Below are 17,705 nucleotides of genomic sequence, written 5' to 3' on the forward strand. Positions count from 1 at the left end.
GCGGCGTCAGGTGGGCCGGCAGGGCGGAGCGGCGGCGTACGCGGCCATCAACGTGTCCACGCGCAGCACCAGTTCTCGGTCCGTCGAGCCCAGGACGCGGACGGAGACCTCGTCACCTCCGACGGCGTTGGCGAGGTGGACGTCCACCCGGTGACGCGTGCCGGCCAACGGGTAGGCGAACCAGCGATCGGGGAGGTCGTCGTCGGTGGACTCGAGGCCGACGGACACGGCCTGCCAGTCGGTGGCGTCGAAGTCGTGGCCCACGTACCGGGCCACCAGGCCCAGGAACGCCTGGAGATGGACGCGCCAGATCCAGCCCGCTGCCGTGGTGTGCTCCGTTTCCGCTGCCATCCGGTCAGGGTGCCATGCGTGCACACCGGCCCGCTTCGACATTCCTGGGCGTCAGGTCCGCAGGTAGGAGGCGCCGTTGAGGTCGAGGATGGTGCCGGAGGACCACTCGGCGGCGGGGGAGGCGAGCCAGGCGACGGCGGCGGCGATCTCCTCGGGGGTGGCGACGCGGCCGAAGGGGCTCTGGGTGCGGATTGCGGCGCCCTCGGGGCCGTCGAGGCGGGCGGCGACGCGTTCGGTGGCGAAGAAGCCCGGGGCGACGGAGGCGACGGCGATGCCGTGCGGGGCGAGGGCGACGGCCAGGGACTGGCCGAGGGCGTGGACGGCGGCCTTGGTGGCGCCGTAGGCGGGGTGGTCGGGCTCGCCGCGGAAGGCGCCGCGGGAGCCGATGTTGACGATCCGTCCGCCGCCGCCCTGGTCGATCATGTGCCGGGCGGCCAGGTGGCTGAGGTGGGCGGTGGCCAGCAGGTTGACCGAGACGTGCTGCTGCCAGGCGGCGACCCAGTCCTCGTAGGGCGTGGTGGCAGGCGGGTGCGGGGTGTTCACCGCCGCGTTGTTGACCAGGACGTCGATCCCGCCGAGCGCCTCCGCTGCGGCCCCCACCACCGCGGCGGCCCCCGCCCCGGCCGGATCGGTCAGGTCGCCGCCGACCAGGACGTGCCCGGTGCCGTCGAGCGAGTCCAGGGTGGCCCGGGCCTCCTCCTCCCGGGAGCCGTAGTGGACGGCGACCCGGTCGCCGTTGGCGGCGAAGGCGCGGGCGACGGCGCGGCCGAGGCCGCGGGAGGCCCCGCTGATCAGGACGCGGCGGCCGGTGGCGGGAAAGGTCATGACGGTGCTCCTCCGAGGACGGCGGGGCGGCCGCCCCGGAGCTCCGGCACGGCCGCCTTGATCACCAGCAGTCTGCTACACGGCCGTCACGGACCTGACGGCCCGTCGGACACCCGTGGCCGGCAGGGCCGCCGGAGGCTCAGGGCCCGGTGGTGGACAGCAACTCCTCGTAGCGAAGGGCCTTGGCCTCGTCGCCGAGCTCGGCGGCGGCCCCACGGGCCATCACGAGGGCGGGCGTACGGAGCTGCTCGGACGGCCGTTCCCGCAGGGAGAGGAAGGCTTCGGCATGATCGAGGGTCTCTCGGGGGCAGCCCGCCTTGTCGTACCCGATCGCGAGGTTGAAATGGAGCTCGGCCCGGCCCCTGTGCCACCCGTGCTGGTCGAGGATCTCCAGCGCACGCCCGGCCGACCGCCCCGCCTCGTCGTCCTCCCCGACGGCGAAGAGCACGACCGCGTGGATGCCGAGGCCCTGCACCAACCACTGGTCGTCACCGAGCTCGGCGAGCACGGCGACGGCCTCCTCCGCGAGCGGAAGCGCCTCCTCGTTGCGGCCGAGAGAGGTGAGGACGATCGCGGCGTTCGACTTGGCCAGTGCCTCGCCGGAGCGGTGCCCCAGACCGGCGCAGAGCTCGGCGTCCGCCAGATGCATGCCCAGCGCCTCTTCGTACCTGCCCTGGTGACGGATCGTCACCGCCAGGTCGTTGAGGACCATGCTCTCCTTGTACCCGTTGCCGAGCTGCCGGAAGATGTCCAGGGCCCTTCGCTGGTAGGGCTCGGCGGCCGCCCGGTCACCGACCTCCACCAGGGTGGTGGCCAGCGTGTTGAGCGCCTCGGCGGTGCCCGGTGTGTCCTGCACCTCCTCGCAGAACCGGAGGTCACGGCGGAAGTACTCGACGGCCGTCTCGAAGTCGCCCTGCGCCCTGTGCACGGTGCCCAGGTTGAAGAGCACCCTGCTGGCCAGGCGGTGGTCTCCGAGCTCCTGCGACAGTCGTAGGGACCGCTCCAGCAGGGGACGCGCCTGCGCCGGGGTCCCGAGGGACATGTACAGGAGGGCCACCAGGTTGTCCGAGGTGGCGAGCAGCAGGGCATTGCCCTCGGCCTCGGCGAGGGCGCTGACCTCTTGGGCGATCTCCATGCCCTCCCGGAACTGCCTTCGGGCCCGGGCCAGTTCGGCTCGCTGCAGCAGGAGAACGGCCTTGAAGTCCTGGTTCTCGACCTGCTCGGCGGCTTCGAGGCCGACCGTGATCGCCTCGTCCCACTCGCGCCAGCGGCCGGTCATCTCACCCACGTCCGCCAAGGCGCTCGCGAAGCTGACGACGCTGTCGGGTGCGGCCAGCCGCAGCAACTGCCGGAGGGCGGGGATCGCGCCGGAGAGGTCCGCCTCGGCCCAGCGGACGGCGTCCTCCGAGGAAGCGATCTCCGGTGCACCGCCCTCCTGGAGGGCCTGCGGCATCGGCATTCCGTTGAGGTGGCACAGCGTCCTTTCGGCCGCGTGGAAGTACCACTCGTACATCCGCCGGGCGGCGGCGGTGACCGACTCGGCACCCTCCTCGGCGAGTTGCTCCTTCGAGTAGAGCCGGAGCAGGTCGTGCAGCCGGTAGCGTTCGTCGCCCGGGGCGGGCTCGATCAGGTTGGCCTCGGCCAGCCTGCGGAGCGCCTTGGCGGCCTCGCGGAGCCCGAAGCCGGTGAGGGCCGCGCAGACGCCGGGGCCGAAGTCCTCGCCCGGCACCTGGGACAGCCGTCGGAAGGTGCTCTTCGCCGCCTTGTTCAGCCTGCCGTAGGAGAGTCCGAAGGCCGCACGGACCGTCAGGTCACCCGCCTCCAGGGCCTCCAGGCGGTCGTGCTCGTCGCGCAGTTCGCGGACCAGGGCCGCCGTGCCCAGCCGGGGGTTGGTGACCAGCCGGTTGGCGGTGATCCGCAGCGCCAGCGGGAGGCCGCCGCAGTAGCCGACCACGGCCTCGGCGGCGAGCAGGTCACGGTCGATCCGTTCGGCACCGCAGACCTGCCGGAGGAAGCGCAGCGCCGTCCCCGGGGTGAAGGTGTCCAGGTCGAGCCGGTCCGCGCCCTCCAGCCCGGCCAGCCGGCTGCGGCTGGTGACCAGCACCAGAGCTCCGTCGCCCCCGGGCGGGAGCAGCGGGCGGACCTGTTGCTCCTCGGCGGCGTTGTCGAGCACCAGCAGCAGGCGGCGGCCGGACAGCGCCAGCCGGTACGCGTCCAGCAACCGGTCCGGATTGCCGGGGAGTTCGGCCTGCGGGATGCCGAGGGCGAGCAGGAAGCGGGCCATCACGTCCTCGGGCGTGGACGGTCGGTCGGCCATGCCGCGCAGGTCGGCGTAGAGCCGACCGTCGGGGAAGTCGCCGTCCGGGTGGTGCGCAAGGTGCAGCGCGAGGGCGGTCTTGCCGACCCCCGGCTTGCCGGTGATCACCACCACTCGGTCCGCCCCCTCCGGGCCGGGGCCGTCCCCGGCGGCGCCGCCGGGGCGATCGCCGGAGTGGCCTCCCGAGCCGTCTCCCGATCCGCTGACGGAGCGGTCGCCGGCCCGGCCGAGGATGCGGCCGATCTCCTCCTCCCGCCCGGTGAAGTCCGCCGGTTGCGGCGGCAGGGTGCGGGGGAGGGCCGAGGGCCGCTCCGGCCCCGGCGCGGCGAAGACGTTGAACACCGGGTTGGTGAGGATCGGCCCGTGGGCGTCCCCGCCCACCGCGACCGAGCTCGTCCCGTCGGCCCGGACGGTCGGCGCACGCTTCATGCGGCGACGCCGGTCTCGATCGGCCCGGTCGACCCGTCGCCCACCGAGACCACACCGACCACGACCGCCCCACCCGCAGCGATCGAAAGCCGCACACCCGACGTCATCCCGCACCCCCTCTGCCCGCCCGCTGGAGCGGACCCGCCCCAGTTCTACCAGCCGCCACCGACCTGACCCCTGTGAGATGCCGTCAGAAGCCGTGCCGTGGAAAGGCAGTGACCACGCGGGTCCCGGCCGCCATGCGTCCGGGAAGGCCGGGGCCGTCGACCGGTGGACCACCGTCACCGCGGGCCCGGATCGGGACGAACTGCCTCTTCAGGCAGACCTTCGGTGCCGGGCGGGCAATGGCGCGGGAACCTTCCTGATGATCAACTATGCTGCGGTCAAACGCCCTTCACCTGGGCCGATACGTGTACGACACGCCGCGATGGCTGGGCGGACCATGCCCCGGAGCCGTCGTCCGGCGACTTCTGACGGAGGAATTCCCATGCGCATCAAAGCCGGTCTGATCACGGCCGGGGTCGGCACGGCCGCCCTCGCCACGCTCGGCTTCCTGGCAGGCAACGTGTCGGCCTCCGGTGCGACGAGCCCGCAGCCGCGCGCCACCCAGGTCGGTGCCCCGGGCCCGCAGGCCACCGTCGCCGCCCCGCAGGCCACCGTCGCGGTCGTGGGCCCGCAGGCCACCGTCGCTGCGCCGCGTCCGCAGGCGACCGTCGCGGTCGTCGCTCCCCAGGCCACTGTCGCGGTCGTTGCCCCGCAGGCCACCGTCGCCGCCGAGGCGGGCTCGCGCTGAGCCTGGCCACCCTTCGTGGCGCCGTCGTCCGAGACCCGGGCGCCCAGGTGTCCGGGCCGGGCGTGCGACTGGAGTCGCTCACCGCGCTGCGCTGGTTCGCGGCACTGGCGGTCTTCGCCTGCCACGCCCGGGAACTGACGGCGAGCACGCCGTCCTCGTTGGCCGAGATGTGTGCCGACGGTGGTGTCACGTTCTTCTTCGTCCTCTCCGGGTTCGTCCTGTCCTGGTCCTGGCGGCCGGGGACACCCGTGGGCACCTTCTACCGCCGGCGGTTCGCCCGGGTCTGGCCGTTGCTCGCGCTCGGCACGCTGCTCGCCGTGCCCGCACTCGGCGAGGCGTGGTCGGCGGCCTGGCCGGGTGTCGTGCGCAACCTGCTGTTGCTGGAGGCGTGGTTGCCGGGCGGGCCGCCTGCGGGCAACCCGGTCAGCTGGTCGCTGTCCTGCGAGGCCTACTTCTACGCGCTGTTCCCGCTGCTCGTGGTCTGCGGACTGCGCCTCTCCCGCCGCTCCCTGGCGGCCGTGGCGGTGGCCGCCGTAGCCGTCGCCTGGGTCTACCGGTGGCTGGCCTTCCACCTGCTGGAGCCGATGCCGACACCGGTTCTGGTCCTCGTGCTGCGGTTGCCGGCCTACCGCATCACGGCCTTCGTCCTCGGCGTGGCGGCCGCGCTGGCGATGCGCCGCGGGTGGCGGCCCCGCTGCGGTGCACCGACCGCGCTCGGCCTGATCGCCTGCACCCTGGCGGCCGTCTGGTCGGGCCGCGTGCTCGGCTGGTGGGGCCACTGGTGGTCGGATCAGGCGCTGGCTCCCGGCTTCGCGCTGCTGATCGCGGCGGTGGCAGCCGGCGAGTTGCGCGGCCGTCCGCAACTCGGTCTGCGGAGGCGGCCGTTCGTGCTGCTGGGGCAGTGGTCCTTCGCGTTCTACCTGGTGCACTACCCGCTGCTGCACCTGACCGCCCGCAGCCTCGGCATCGGCCCGTACGGCGAGGCCGGGTACGGCCTCTGGCCGTCCGCCCTCCTCTGGCTCTGCTGGCTGGCGGCCGGAACGGCGCTGGCGGCGCTCTGCCACCACGCCGTCGAACGCCCGGCCGAGCGGCTGATTCGGGGGAGGTGACCCGGTACCGCTCGCGGTGACACCGGTGGCACGGCGCCGCCGAGGACCCGCACCGTGGTCTGCCGCCCCAGGGGCGGTCCCGCCGGGCCGGTGCCGTCCAGCGGGACCGTGCCGCTCAGCCGCTCAGCCGCTCAGCCGCTCAGCCGCTCAGTCGCTCAGCCGCCGGTGGCCGCCACGTCCGCGGCGAGGGCGTCCCGCATCCAGGCGTGCGCGGCGCCCACCGTCGGTGTCCGCCCGGCCGGGGCGAACGCGGTGGTCAGTGCCCAGTAGCGTTCCACCGCCGGATCGGTGGCGGCGGACAGCAGGCCGTGCAGGCGCCGCCGGAAGCCGGGCCCGTCCGGCTCCGAGCGGCTCTCCGCGTGGGCCGCGACGAAACGCTCCAACACCGTTCCCCGGCCGGGTGCCCGATCCGCCGTCAGTTCCGGCACGGCCAGGGAGTACGCCTCGAACAGGCCGTCGTACAGCACGTCCGGCCGCCGCACCCGGTCCGTCCACACCGTCCCCGAGCGCCCGCCCTCCCCGCACGGAGCGGTCGCGATCGCGTGCAGCTCCGCGAAGGCCAGCACCTGCGCCGGGGACGGATCGGAGGGCGGCTGCGGCACGGCGTGGTCCAGCACCGCCGCGACCAACGGCCGCGAGAGCCGCGCGGGCAGCGCCGCCCGCCAGAACCGGGCCAGTGCCGTCGTCCCCGGCGGGGCGGAGAGCGCACCGACCAGCCGCAGCCGCTCCGCCCGCAGTTCGACCGGGGTGTCCCGGAGCAGCTGCAGCGCCGCCTCCCGCCAGCGCAGCGCCGTCAACTGCCCGCCCAGCACCCGCAACTGCCCGTCGATGGCGTCCGTCAGACCCGCCGTCAGCCCGTCCCCGTGCTCCAGCACCCGGCCCACCTCAGGCACCGGCAGGTCCAGGGCCCGCAGCGAACGGATCAGCCGCAGCCGCTCCAGGGCCTCCGGCCCGTACCGCCGGTGGCCGCCCGAGCTGCGCCCGGCCTCGGGCAGCAGACCCCGGTCGGAGTAGAACCGGACCGTCTTCACCGTGGTACCGGCCCGCTCGGCGAGCTCGCCGATGCTCCACACATCGCCTTCAGCGGACAAGGGTTGAACCTCCCTCAGGGGGAGTTCCTACCGTACCGGCGAACCCGAACCGTCCCTCAGGAGGTCCCACATGACGGTGTTCGTCCTGGTCTCCGGCCCCTTCACCGGAGGCTGGATCTGGCGGGAGACCGCAGAACTGCTGCGCCGCGCGGGCGCGCAGGCCCACCCGCTCACCCTCACCGGCCTCGGCGAACGCCGCCACCTGGCCGGCCCCGGCACCGACCTGGAGACCCACGTCGAGGACGTGGTCCAGCAGATCGACCACCTGGACGGCCCCGAGCTGCTCGTCCTGGTCGGCCACGGCTACGCCATCCACCCCGTGCTCGGCGCCGCCGACCGCCGCCGCGAACGCATCGGCCGGATCGTCCACCTCGACGCCGGCCTGCCCCGGGACGGCGACACCGCGCTCGCCCTGACGCCCGATCACCTCACCCGCGAGCTGCTCACCGCTCCCGGCGGGCCGGCGGCCACCGTCCCCGTCCCGGATCCGGACCAGTGGCACCGCTGGGGTTCCACCGCCGGGCTCACCCCCGAAGCGCTCGACCTCCTCGACCGGTACGCGGCACCGCAGCCCGCCGCCACCCTGCTCCAGCCGCTCCGCCTCGGCGGCGACCCGGCGCCCTGGCCCACCACCGGTATCCTCTGCACCGCCGGGGGCGGCACCGACCTCGCCACCGTCGAGACTGCCGTCCGCTTCGGCCCGCCGCACCTGCGCGCCCTCGCCGACCCCCGGGTCGGTTTCGTCGAACTCCCCACCGGCCACTGGCCGATGCTCTCCGACCCGCCGGCCCTGACCGATGCTCTGCTGCGCGCCGCCGCCGACGAGGGCCACCGGATCACGGCCGCTCCCGACACCGCCCCGCCCCACCAGCGGCCCTTCGTCCTGGACGTCCCCGCGCGCCCGCGCATCCGCACCGGCGCGCTCGACCTCCACCTCCCGGAGGCGGACGGGCCCCGCCCTGCCGTCCTCCTGGTCCACGGCGGCCCGCTCCCCGCCGACGCCCGCCCCACCCCACGGGACTGGCCGCTCTACACCGGCCACGCCGCCCACGCGGCGAGCCTCGGCCTGGTCGGCGCCGTGCTCGACCACCGCCTGCACGCCCTCACCGACTACCCGCAGGCCGCAGACGACCTGAGCACGGCCCTCGACACCCTCCGCGCCGACCCCCGGGTGGACCCGGACCGGATCGCCCTCTGGTTCTTCTCCGGCGGCGGACTCCTCGCCGCCGACCACCTCGCCGCGCCCCCGGCCTGGCTGCGCTGCGTCGCCTTCAGCTACCCCGTCCTGGCCCCGCTCCCCGGCTGGGCCACCGTCCCGCCCCGCTTCCGCCCGACCCCCGGCCCCGGCCTCCCGCTGGTCCTCACCCGCGCCGGCCTGGAGCAGCCACCCATCGGCGCCACCGTCGACGCCTTCCTGACGGCCGCCCGGGCCGCCGGCACCCCGCTCGACCTGATCGACCACCCCACCGGCGGCCACGCCTTCGACGTGGCCGACCCGACCCCGGCGTCACGCCGAGCCGTCACCGACGCCCACGCGGCGGTCCGGCGCCACCTGCTGACGGGTGCTCAGGCTCAGGTGAGGAGCACGCCCGCGCCGACGCCGTCGGCCAGGACGGCCGGTGTGCGCTTCAGGTGACGTCGGTCTCGACCGGGCCCTCGGCGCCCTCGCCGACCGCGATGGTGCCCGCGCCCGTGGCCGAGACCCCGCCCGGAGCCGGGGCGGGGCCGGAGGCGGCGGTGGAGGCGCCCCGCACCTTCGTCTTCAACGCGCCGGTCGCCTTGCCACCGATGGCGATCGACCCGGGTCCGGAGGCGGTCACGGGCACCGGTCCGCCCGAAGAGGTCGTCAGGTACACCTGCAGGATCCCCCCGAGCACCACCAGCACCCCGAGCGCGACCCACCACCCCGCGCTGGGGCTGTCCGTCGCCACGTTGGTGACGATCCCGGTCCCCGCCGCGACCACCACGGTCGCCGCCGCCGCGATCGAACGCCGCATCGCCGTCGACATCTCGACTCCTTCCCCCCGCCCCGTCCGTGGAGCAGGCCCGGGCACAGTTGTACCAGGCGGCACTGACACCGCGTCAGAGTCCGCGCAGGGCCTCCACCAGCGGTGCGACGGCCTGGCGGTGGCCGAGGTACTTGGTGGCCGCGTGGGCGTCGAAGCCCGGGTTGGTGACCTTGACGGTCGGCTCCAGCACGCCGGTGCCGTCGCCGAAGACCCTGTCGAGGTTGAGCAGGGCGACCACGAAGTCGTCGCGGTCGGCGAGGTTGACCCAGCGCTTCACGGTGGGCGGCACGGCGGGTGGCTGGGGGCGCAGGCGTTCGCGGACGATGGTGCGCAGCCCGAGCGGGGAGCCGAAGGTGACCAGCAGGGGGAGCGGGTGCTCCAGGCGGTGGACGGCCTCGTAGGCGACCACGCTGCCGAGGGAGTGGGCGTACACGGCGCGGGTGTCGGGGCCGATCAGCTCCAGCAGCGCGGCGACGGCGCGTTCGCGGACGTCCTCGTCGTCGAGGTAGACGGCGACCTGGGAGAGGTCGCGCAGCAGGACGGTCTTGAGCGCGGCGAAGCCGGCCCGGGCCACCACCCCGCAGCGGGCGAGGCCGCCGACGGCCAGGCGGAGCAGCTCGGGCGGGCCCTGGGCGGGGCCGAGTTCGGTGCGGAAGGCGGTGAGTTCGCGGGCGGCCTCGTCGCGGTCGCGCTCCCGGCCGGCGTGCTCCTCGATGCCGCCGAGCAGGCCGACGCCGACCTCGGTGGCGGTCCGGGCCTGCTCGGGCGAGAGCTTGACGTCCCACTGGTCGGCGGGGTCGTACGGCCGGAACAGGTGGCGGTAGTAGGCCATGGCGAGGTCGGTGCCCCCGCCCTCCAGCCGCTCGGCGAGTGCGTGCTCCTCGGCCCCGCGCAGGGTGGCCACCAGGGCCGTGCGCCAGTCGGCGAGCAGGTCCTCGGCGCTCTGGCCGACCGGCCCGATGCCGTGGACGAAGACCACCTCAGCCAAAGGGACACTCCTCTTCACCGGTGCGGCGAGCCCCTTGACGTGCCGTCAACTGGCTTCTCGAGCGCGCCTATTGTAGATGTAGTGCGGTGACGATCCGGTATGCCTTGGTGATCGCTTCCCAGTGGCGGGCCTCGGGCGTGGAGTTGCCGCGGCTGGCCGAGCAGGCCGAAGCGCTGCGCGACGCGCTGGTGGACCCGGCCCTCGGCGGCTGCCTGCCCGCGCACGGCGACGGCCTGCTGCTGAACCCGGCCTCGGCCGCGGAGGTGGCCGAGGCGGTGGACGCCGCGTTCGCCCGGGCCGGCGGTGACGGGTCCGGCGGCTCCTCCCCGGGCGGCGAGCGATCGGATGAGCCCGGCACGCTGCTACTGGCCTTCGTGGGCCACGGCCACCCGGTACGGGCCGACGACTTCCTGTTCCCCGTCCTCGACAGCCCGTCCCCGCCCGACGCGCACACCGCCTACGCGGTGCCGACCGGGCTGCGCCGAGGCCTGGAGCGCCACGGCGACGTGCTCGGCCTGGTGGCGGTCGTCGACGCCTGCGACTCGGGCACGACGGTGCTCACGGGCCTGCCCGAGTGGCTGCCCGCCTCGGTGGAGCGGGGGCGCGAGGTCGCCCTGCTCACCTCGGCCGGAGTCGACCAGCGGGCGTATGACCTGGCGTTCGTCCGCGGCCTGAACCGCGTGCTGACGGGCGGTCACGCCAGGCTGGGTCGCCTGCTGCAGCCGGACGGGCTGCGCTGGGTGCTGGGCCTCCAGGTGTCGGGGCAGCAGCCGCAGAGCGCCGGGCACACCGGCCTGGCGAGCCCGGCGGCCGGGCCCCAGGGGCTGGTCTGGGTGGCGCGGAACGCGGCGCACCTGCGGCCGTTCAGCCTGCTGGCGGCCTCCCCGGCCGGTCTGGCCCAGCTGGCGCAGCTGCGGCTGTTCCAGTCCTCGTCGGCCCTGGAGCGGACGGTAGAGGTGCTGGCCGAGCGGCGCGCGGTGGTGTTGGTCGGGCACAGCGGGCAGGGCAAGAGCGTGCTGGCGGCGGCGCTGTGCAGGCCCGAACTCCTGCTGAAGGAACCGGAGTTCACGGTGGTCGGACTGGTCCAGCTGTCCGAGGTCTCGCTGGAGCAGCGGGTGACCGACGAGCTGCGCCGCCAGCTCACCGCCTACCTGCCGGGCTTCGCCGCCGCGGTCGCCGCCTTCGAACAGGAGGTGCCGGAGCTGGAGCGCAACGCCCTGCCCGGCATCCGACGGCTGGTCACCGAGCCGCTGGCGCGGATGGCCGTGCGCCGGCCCGTGCGCGTGGTGGTGGACGCCCTGGACCAGCTGGGGCCCGGCACCGCGCCCCGGCTGCTGGAGAGCCTGGGCGTGCTGGTCGCCGACTCGCCGGACTGGTTCGGGGTGATCACCACCGCGCGCACCGGCCTGCCGCTGCCCGGCCCCTGGCACCCGGTGGCGATGGCCGCCGCCTCGGACGCGCAGATCGAGGCCTTCGTCGAGGCGCACTCGGCCTGGTCGGCCGGGGACCGCCGGCTCATCCGCCACCAGGCGGCCGGTCACTGGCAGTTGGCGGCGCTGCTGGCCGCCTCGGGGCCCAGCGCGGACGAGGCACCGACCACACACGCCCTGTACGACGCGGACCTCGACCGGGCCCGCCGCCTCGCCCCGGACGGTGACCCCGCCGGGGTCGACGCCCTGCTGGACGTGCTGTGCGCCGCCGGCCAGGGCCCCGCGCTGCCCCGGCCGCTGCTGGAGGCGGCCCTCGCCGACCTGGCCGACTTCGCCGACCCCACCGAGTTCGCCGCCCCGGCCGACCCGGCCGCCGGGGCGGGCCGGGGCCCGCTCGACGCCCTGCTGGCCCTGCTGCCGGGCCTGCTCGACCGGGTGCCCGACGCGGAGGTGCAGGAGTACCTGGGCATCCACCACCAGTCGCTGCTGGAGCACCTGCTGCGCCACGAACCGGACGTGCGACCCGCGCGCGGCCACCACGCCCTGGTCCGCGCGATTGCCACACTGGCTCCCATGGACCAGCACGACGCCACCGACCCGCTGCACGCCTACGCCGAGGACGCCGAGCCCCGGCACTGCTGGGAGCTCGGCGAGTACGAAAGGGTCCTGGAGGTCCTGACCCGCCGCCGCTCGCCCGACGCGACCGTCAACTCCGAACGCTGGCTGGCCTGGTGCGACCGCCTCTCCGAACCGGGCCGCCCCGGCCCGGACTCGCCCGTCACCCTCCGGGCGCGGCAGGCCGCCGCCTACTGGGCCGGGCGGGCCGGCCTCTACGCCCGCTCCCGCGCGATGTACGAGGAGCTGCTGCCGCTTCAGATCCGGGTGCTCGGCCCCGACCACGAGGAGGTCCTGGAGAGCCGCCACCGGATCGCCTACGCCACCGGGAAGGCCGCCCACTTCCGCCGGGCGGTCGAGCTGCACCGGGCCCTGCTCGCCGACCAGACCCGGGTGCTCGGCCCCGACGACCGCCGCACCCTGGAGACCCGGCACCACCTCGCCTACTGGACCGGCCGCGGCGGGGAGATGGCCGACAGCCTGCGGATGCACGAGGAACTCCTCGCCGACCAGCTCCGCTGCCTGGAACCGCAGGACCAGGACGTCCTGGAGTCCCGCCACTACATCGCCTACTGGTACGGGCGGCTCGGCCGGCCGCACGAGGCGCTGGAGCGGCACCGGGTCCTGCTGCGGGACCGGATCGCGAAGTTCGGCGAGGACCACGAGCAGGTGGTCTACAGCCGGATGAACATCTGCAAGTTCACCTACGAGGCGGGCCACCACCGGGAGGCGCTGGAGGCCTACCGGCAGCTGCTGCCCGAGGTCGTCCGCCACAAGGGGCCGGAGCACCCCGACACGCTCCTGGTGCGCCAGTACGTCGCCCGGCTGGTGGGCGAGGTGGGGCGGCGGACCGAAGCGCTGGAGCTGCTGGACGAACTGATGCGGGTTCAGGAGCGGGTGGTCGGCCCCGAGCACCCGGCGGTGCTCACCTCGCGGCAGTACGCGGCCTGGCTGCACGGCGACCTGGGGGACACCGGCCGCGCCCGGGCCGAGCTGGCGGAGGTCCAGCGCGTCCTCCTCGCCCACCACGGCGAGGGCGACCACCCCGACCTGCTCACCCTCCGGCTCGGCCTCGGCTGGTGGACGGCCCTGGACGGCGCCCCCGAGGACGGGGTCACCCTCCTGCGCGCCGTGGTGGCCGGCCGCACCCGCGCCCTCGGCCCCGACCACCCCGAGACGCTCGACGCCGCCTCCCGCCTCGGCCACCTGCTGACCCTCCTCGGCGGCCCCTCCCTCCACGAGGCCTCCGAACTCCTCCGGGTGACCGTCCCGGCCCAGGAGGCCCGCAGCGGCGCCGACCACCCGCAGACCCGTGCCACCCGCGAGCGCCTGGCCGCGGTCGCGGCCCGTGCGGACGACTGACGCGGTGCCCTACGGGGCGGCGACGGTGAGCGGCCAGGAGTAGGAGCCAGGGGGAGCAGGGCAAGGGCGGCGGCAAAATCTCGGGAGAGTCAGGGGGTGGCCAGCCGTGCCCGGGCTGAGGCCCGCACCTCGGGCTCCTCCATCGGGTCGTCACGCAGCTCGGCGAGCCGTGCCGCCACCTCGGGACCGTCCGGAGCGCGGGCGACGCCCAGCAGCCTGGACGCCTCCTCGCAGTCCCAGAGCGAGAGGAGGTACCCCTGCTGCAGACCCGCCGGGACGATCGCGGCCAGGGCCTCCAGGTAGGCGGCCCGCTCGTACGAGTGCGGGGTGCGCAGCCAGAACCACCGGAGGTCCGCCGCCGCGCCGGCCGCCTCCGGCCCGAACCGGGCCAGCCGCCGGGCCGTCAGATCGGGCCCGCACCAGGCGCGGGCCGCCCGCTGTTCGGCCAGCTGGGCCACCAGGTGCGGGATCACCTCGGGGCCCAGGTGATCGGCCAGCACGTCCGCGCCGAGCCGGGCCAACCACGGCCGCTCGTCGCCCACCCAGCGCCGCGCCGCCGGGACGGCCGCCGGGCCGAGGCGGTCGACGGCCCGGCGGAGCAGGGGGAGCGGGCGCCGGCCGTCCGGGGTGGCCGGCGAGGGGACGAGCGGGAGCAGCTCCTCCGTCGGCGCGCGGCGGGCGAGTTCACGCAGGGAGGCCGTCCTGTCCCCGGCCCCGGTGGCGAGCAGGGCGAGGAGTTCGCCGTCGGCCGGCCCGGAGAGGTCCGGTGCCGCCGGACGCGCCGCACACCGCTCCGTCGGGATGCCGAACCGGGCCCACGGCTCGGTCATCCAGAGCGGATCGGGGTGAGCGCCGATCCGCTCCCGCGCGACCTCCCCGAACTCCTCCCACCAGGTGACCGGCCACCGGCCGGCCAGCGACTCCAGCACCGGTACCCAGTGCGCCCCCGCCCGGACGTACGAGCGGAGCGCCTCCCGGGCCTCCCCGTCACCGTCCAGGGCGAGCAACTCCAGGACCTCGCAGGCCCGTTCGGTCTGCTGATCGTCCTCCCCGAGCAGAGCGGCGATCGGGCCCCGGGGAAGTGCCAGGTCGCGGACCAGCCGGGCGAGGTAGAGGGCGCGGTCGTCGGTGGAGTCCCAGCGCCAGTCCCTGCGGATCATGTCGAGGACCAGCGGCGCGGCGTGGTCCGGGTGGCCGAGTGCCGACCGGGCGCCACTGCCGTGGCCGCGTTGCAGCATGCCGGCCAGCGAGTTGACGGGGCGGTAGGGCATCGTGTCGTCGTCAGTCATCGGCCCGCACGATGCCCGGTCGGCGAGGCCGCCGCCACCTGATTGCCGGCCGTCGGCCCCGTCGGCGGGCGCCGGGCCGTGGACCGGGCAGACTGGGGGCCACCACCTGGGAAGGGACGGAGAACCCCGTGAACGTGCTGCTCTTCGGCGCCACCGGCATGGTCGGGCAGGGCGTCCTGCGCGAGTGCCTGCTCGACGACCGGGTCACCGGCGTGCAGGCCGTGGTGCGCGGGCCGTTGGAGGTGAGCCACCCCAAGCTGACCTCGCTGGTGCACACCGACTTCACCGACTTCAGCTCCCTGGAGCGGGAGTTCGCGGACGTCGACGCCTGCTTCTTCTGCCTGGGCGTCACCTCGGCCGGCAAGCGGGAGGACGAGTACCGCCGGATCACCCACGACTACACGCTCGCCGCCGCCCGCGCGCTGCCCGTGCGGCCGGACGCCCCACTCACCTTCGTCTACGTCTCCGGCGACGGCACCGACAGCACCGAGCAGGGTCGGCTGATGTGGGCCCGGGTGAAGGGCCGCACCGAGAACGAGCTGCTCGCGATGGACTTCCACGCCTACATGTTCCGCCCGGCGTACATCCACGCCGTGCACGGTGAGGTCTCCAGGACCCCGGCCTACCGGCGGCTCTACCCGGTGCTCTCGCTGCTCTTCCCGCTGCTGCGCCGCCTGGCCCCCGGCCGGGTGACCACCACCGAGAACATCGCCCGCGCGATGATCGCCGTCGCCGGACGGAACGGCGCGGGCGAGCACGTCCTGCGCAGTCCCGAGATCAACCGGGCCGCCACCGAGGGCCGCTGACGGAGCATCGGCCTCGCCTCCGCCGACCGTCAGCGCAGGTACGCCGGGGCCACGGCTGAGGCGGCGAGGGTGGCGGGGGCGCCGGTGCCGTCGGCGGGGACGGTCCACAGGTCGGCGCCGTACTCGCCGGGGAGGGAGTAGACCAGGGTGGAGCCGTCGGCCCAGAGGGCCTGGTCGTCGATGTTGCGCTGCTCGGCGGTGGCGGTCTCGGCCATGGTGGCCAGGTCGAGGACGTACAGGCGCCAGGGGGCGTCCGGCGAGGCGCCGGGGACGCGCTTCTTGTAGGCGACCCGGGTGCCGTCGGGGGAGAGCGAGGGGCACTCGACGTTCTGGTGCAGGGAGGTCAGGGTGCGGGCGGTCAGGTCGCCCCGGACCAGGTGGGTGGTGCCGCCGGTGGCGACGGTGGCGTAGAAGTGCTCGTCGTCGGCGAAGGTGACGCCCCAGACGTTGAGGTCGGAGGCGCGCTGGGGCCGGCCGTCCACCAGGAAGGCGAACTCCTCCAGGTTGGACTCGAACCGCCAGTCACGGGTGTCCACGATCGCGGTCCGGGTGGAGAAGTTTGAGCCCGCGTAGGAGTCGCCGCTGACGAAGACGGTCCAGGCGGCCAGCCGGCCGGAGGGGGAGACCCGGGCTCGGGAGGGGATGCCGGCGGCGGGGAAGGAGCGCAGCTCGTGCAGCCTGTCGTCGAGTACGACGGCGCGGTAGGTGTCGTCCAGCGTGCCGTGCACGGCCTGGAGGCAGATGCCCGTCCCGGCGGCGGCGTGGAAGCGCAGGCACTTGAGGCCGGAGGAGGTGCGGGTGGAGCCCGGCTCACCGGCCGGGACCGTGACGATCTCGTCCCGGTGCGGCCCCCAGGCCAGGTTGCGGAAGAGCAGCTGCCCCTGGCCGCCGGCCAGGGTGACGGTGCCCGGGCGGACGGGCGGGCCGCCGACCTGCTCCTGGTCCTTGCGGTCCGCGCGGTCGGCGGCGTACAGGACGGCCCCCGTGCCCACCCCGCCGAGCAGCAGGACGGCGAACAGGAGGACGAGCAGGCGGGTGGTACGCGTCATGCGGGTGACACCTCGTCAGCGGTCGGAGGTCAGCGGTCGGAGGTCGGAGGTCGGAGGTCGGCGGTACGGGGGTGTGCCGCCCCGGGCCGGCGCCCGGGGCGGCACGGCGGGGCGTCAGTTCCAGATGCCCGTGATGGTGGTGGCGGAGGCGGCGTTGCCCGCGTGGGTGGACAGGCCCGCCAGGTCCTCCAGGGTGCGCAGCACGCTGTAGTGGTTGTAGGTGGTGGCGGTGGAGCTGCCGGGGGTGACGTGCTGGCCGTAGAAGACGGTCGGGATGCGGTTGCCCGAGAGGCGGTTGTCCTCGTCGAAGGTGACGACCAGCATCGAGTTGTGGGTCTGCGCCCAGGTCGCGTACGCGCCCAGCTTGTTCTTGACCCAGGTGTCGCCGGTGCCGACCGAGCAGTCGTGCATGTCGTTGCACAGGTCCGGCACCACGAAGGAGACCTTCGGCAGCGTGGTGTAGTCGGTCGGGAACTGCGTCATGGTGAGCGCGGTGTTGGTCGGCACGTTGGAGAAGCCGAACCACGGGTTGTGCTTCTGCGCGTACTTGCCGCTGGAACAGGTGGTGGAGCCCTGGGACGGCAGGCCCTCGTTGTAGCTCTTCCAGGTCTTGCCGGCGGCGATCAGCTCGGAGGCCAGGTTCGGTGCCGAGATCGAGCCGACGCCCACGCAACTGTCGTCCGTGCGGCCCTGGTTGGAGCCGGAGAACAGCATGTAGTAGTTCGGCTCGGACGGGTGGGTCAGGCCGAAGGACTGGGTGAGGTTGGCGCCGCCCGCCTTGAGGGTGTTGTTGATGTACGGCGCGCTGGAGCTGCCGATCACCTGGGTGTAGGCGTGGTTCTCCATCACCACGACCACGATGTGGTCCGGGGCGGGGAGCGCGGCCGCCCGGGCGGCGGTGCCGGTGGCGGCCCAGACGCCGAGCGAACCGGCGGCCAGCGCGACGGCGCTGCCGATGGCGGTGAGGGTGCGCCGGGTGCGCTTGGGGGGCTGCGCGGTCTGCTGGTCCTGCGGAGCCTGAGGAGCAGTCATGGCCGGTCTCCTGGTGAGGGGGTGACGGTGCACGGGGTGAGAGCGGGCGTAACCCTAGGGCGCTGCAGTTGACGCGTACCCGCTGCGCGGGTGAAGGAAGGAAGAACGGAGTACATGGTCTGGTAAAGCCTGCGCGGGGCCCGGGGGCGGCCGTCCGGGTGGTCGTGGGGACGACTCTCCCGATGGTGTGGTGTCCGGTAGATCGGATTG

At 74.7% G+C, this 17,705-nt stretch carries 14 protein-coding genes; 5 read left to right on the top strand and 9 right to left on the bottom strand.

All coding sequences use genetic code 11. The features are described 5' to 3' along the window. Positions 1–6: 6 nt before the first annotated feature. The 3 genes from ACWCYY_RS34570 to ACWCYY_RS34580 all read right to left on the bottom strand — a co-directional run bounded on the left by ACWCYY_RS34570 (position 7) and on the right by ACWCYY_RS34580 (position 3,922). Complete coding sequence (locus tag ACWCYY_RS34570) at positions 7–351, bottom strand: hypothetical protein (RefSeq protein ID WP_345282312.1); 345 nt, start codon at positions 349–351, stop codon at positions 7–9. Positions 352–402: 51 nt separating this feature from the next. Then, complete coding sequence (locus ACWCYY_RS34575; protein ID WP_449798270.1) at positions 403–1,176, bottom strand: SDR family NAD(P)-dependent oxidoreductase; 774 nt, start codon at positions 1,174–1,176, stop codon at positions 403–405. Between the two features lie 139 nt (positions 1,177–1,315). Continuing rightward, entirely contained in the window at positions 1,316–3,922 is a 2,607-nt protein-coding gene (locus tag ACWCYY_RS34580; RefSeq protein ID WP_449798271.1) for a tetratricopeptide repeat protein, read from the bottom strand. Positions 3,923–4,409: 487 nt separating this feature from the next. On the opposite strand from ACWCYY_RS34580, the gene ACWCYY_RS34585 reads away from it, so the two are divergent. Together ACWCYY_RS34585 and ACWCYY_RS34590 are read left to right on the top strand one after the other, a co-directional pair. Next, positions 4,410–4,715: a hypothetical protein gene (locus ACWCYY_RS34585; protein WP_449798272.1), complete on the top strand. Its 306-nt coding sequence runs from the start codon at positions 4,410–4,412 to the stop codon at positions 4,713–4,715. 62 nt (positions 4,716–4,777) lie between these two features. Beyond that, the gene (locus ACWCYY_RS34590; RefSeq protein WP_449798273.1) at positions 4,778–5,824 is read left to right on the top strand and encodes an acyltransferase family protein; all 1,047 of its coding nucleotides are present in this window, start codon (positions 4,778–4,780) and stop codon (positions 5,822–5,824) included. 155 nt (positions 5,825–5,979) lie between these two features. On the opposite strand, the gene ACWCYY_RS34595 is transcribed toward ACWCYY_RS34590, so the two are convergent. Then, complete coding sequence (locus ACWCYY_RS34595; protein WP_449798274.1) at positions 5,980–6,915, bottom strand: MerR family transcriptional regulator; 936 nt, start codon at positions 6,913–6,915, stop codon at positions 5,980–5,982. A gap of 70 nt (positions 6,916–6,985) precedes the next feature. Between ACWCYY_RS34595 and ACWCYY_RS34600 the strand changes: the two genes are divergently transcribed. Further along, positions 6,986–8,551: an alpha/beta fold hydrolase gene (locus ACWCYY_RS34600; RefSeq protein WP_449798275.1), complete on the top strand. Its 1,566-nt coding sequence runs from the start codon at positions 6,986–6,988 to the stop codon at positions 8,549–8,551. Here the strand turns inward: ACWCYY_RS34600 and ACWCYY_RS34605 are convergent. Together ACWCYY_RS34605 and ACWCYY_RS34610 are read right to left on the bottom strand one after the other, a co-directional pair. After that, positions 8,544–8,924 (bottom strand): hypothetical protein, encoded by a 381-nt coding sequence (locus tag ACWCYY_RS34605; protein ID WP_345282324.1) that lies wholly within the window; start codon positions 8,922–8,924, stop codon positions 8,544–8,546. The genes ACWCYY_RS34600 and ACWCYY_RS34605 overlap by 8 nt on opposite strands. Before the next feature lie 73 nt (positions 8,925–8,997). Beyond that, positions 8,998–9,912: a hypothetical protein gene (locus tag ACWCYY_RS34610; protein WP_449798276.1), complete on the bottom strand. Its 915-nt coding sequence runs from the start codon at positions 9,910–9,912 to the stop codon at positions 8,998–9,000. Between the two features lie 107 nt (positions 9,913–10,019). Here ACWCYY_RS34610 and ACWCYY_RS34615 point away from each other — a divergent pair, with 107 nt between their 5' ends. Then, positions 10,020–13,319 carry a tetratricopeptide repeat protein gene (locus ACWCYY_RS34615; protein ID WP_449798277.1) on the top strand — a complete coding sequence of 1,100 codons (3,300 nt, stop codon included), beginning with the start codon at positions 10,020–10,022 and terminating at the stop codon, positions 13,317–13,319. A gap of 89 nt (positions 13,320–13,408) precedes the next feature. Here the strand turns inward: ACWCYY_RS34615 and ACWCYY_RS34620 are convergent, their stop codons facing one another. After that, positions 13,409–14,608, bottom strand: coding sequence for a hypothetical protein (locus ACWCYY_RS34620; RefSeq protein WP_449798278.1), 1,200 nt, complete (start codon positions 14,606–14,608; stop codon positions 13,409–13,411). A gap of 128 nt (positions 14,609–14,736) precedes the next feature. On the opposite strand from ACWCYY_RS34620, the gene ACWCYY_RS34625 reads away from it, so the two are divergent. Further along, positions 14,737–15,414 (top strand): NAD(P)H-binding protein, encoded by a 678-nt coding sequence (locus ACWCYY_RS34625; RefSeq protein WP_449798279.1) that lies wholly within the window; start codon positions 14,737–14,739, stop codon positions 15,412–15,414. Positions 15,415–15,443: 29 nt separating this feature from the next. Here ACWCYY_RS34625 and ACWCYY_RS34630 read toward each other — a convergent pair whose 3' ends face one another. Then, positions 15,444–16,463 (bottom strand): TolB family protein, encoded by a 1,020-nt coding sequence (locus ACWCYY_RS34630; protein ID WP_449798280.1) that lies wholly within the window; start codon positions 16,461–16,463, stop codon positions 15,444–15,446. Positions 16,464–16,577: 114 nt separating this feature from the next. Next, complete coding sequence (locus ACWCYY_RS34635; RefSeq protein WP_449798281.1) at positions 16,578–17,495, bottom strand: alkaline phosphatase family protein; 918 nt, start codon at positions 17,493–17,495, stop codon at positions 16,578–16,580. Positions 17,496–17,705 lie beyond the last annotated feature (210 nt).

The organism is Kitasatospora sp. NPDC001664 (assembly GCF_053596675.1).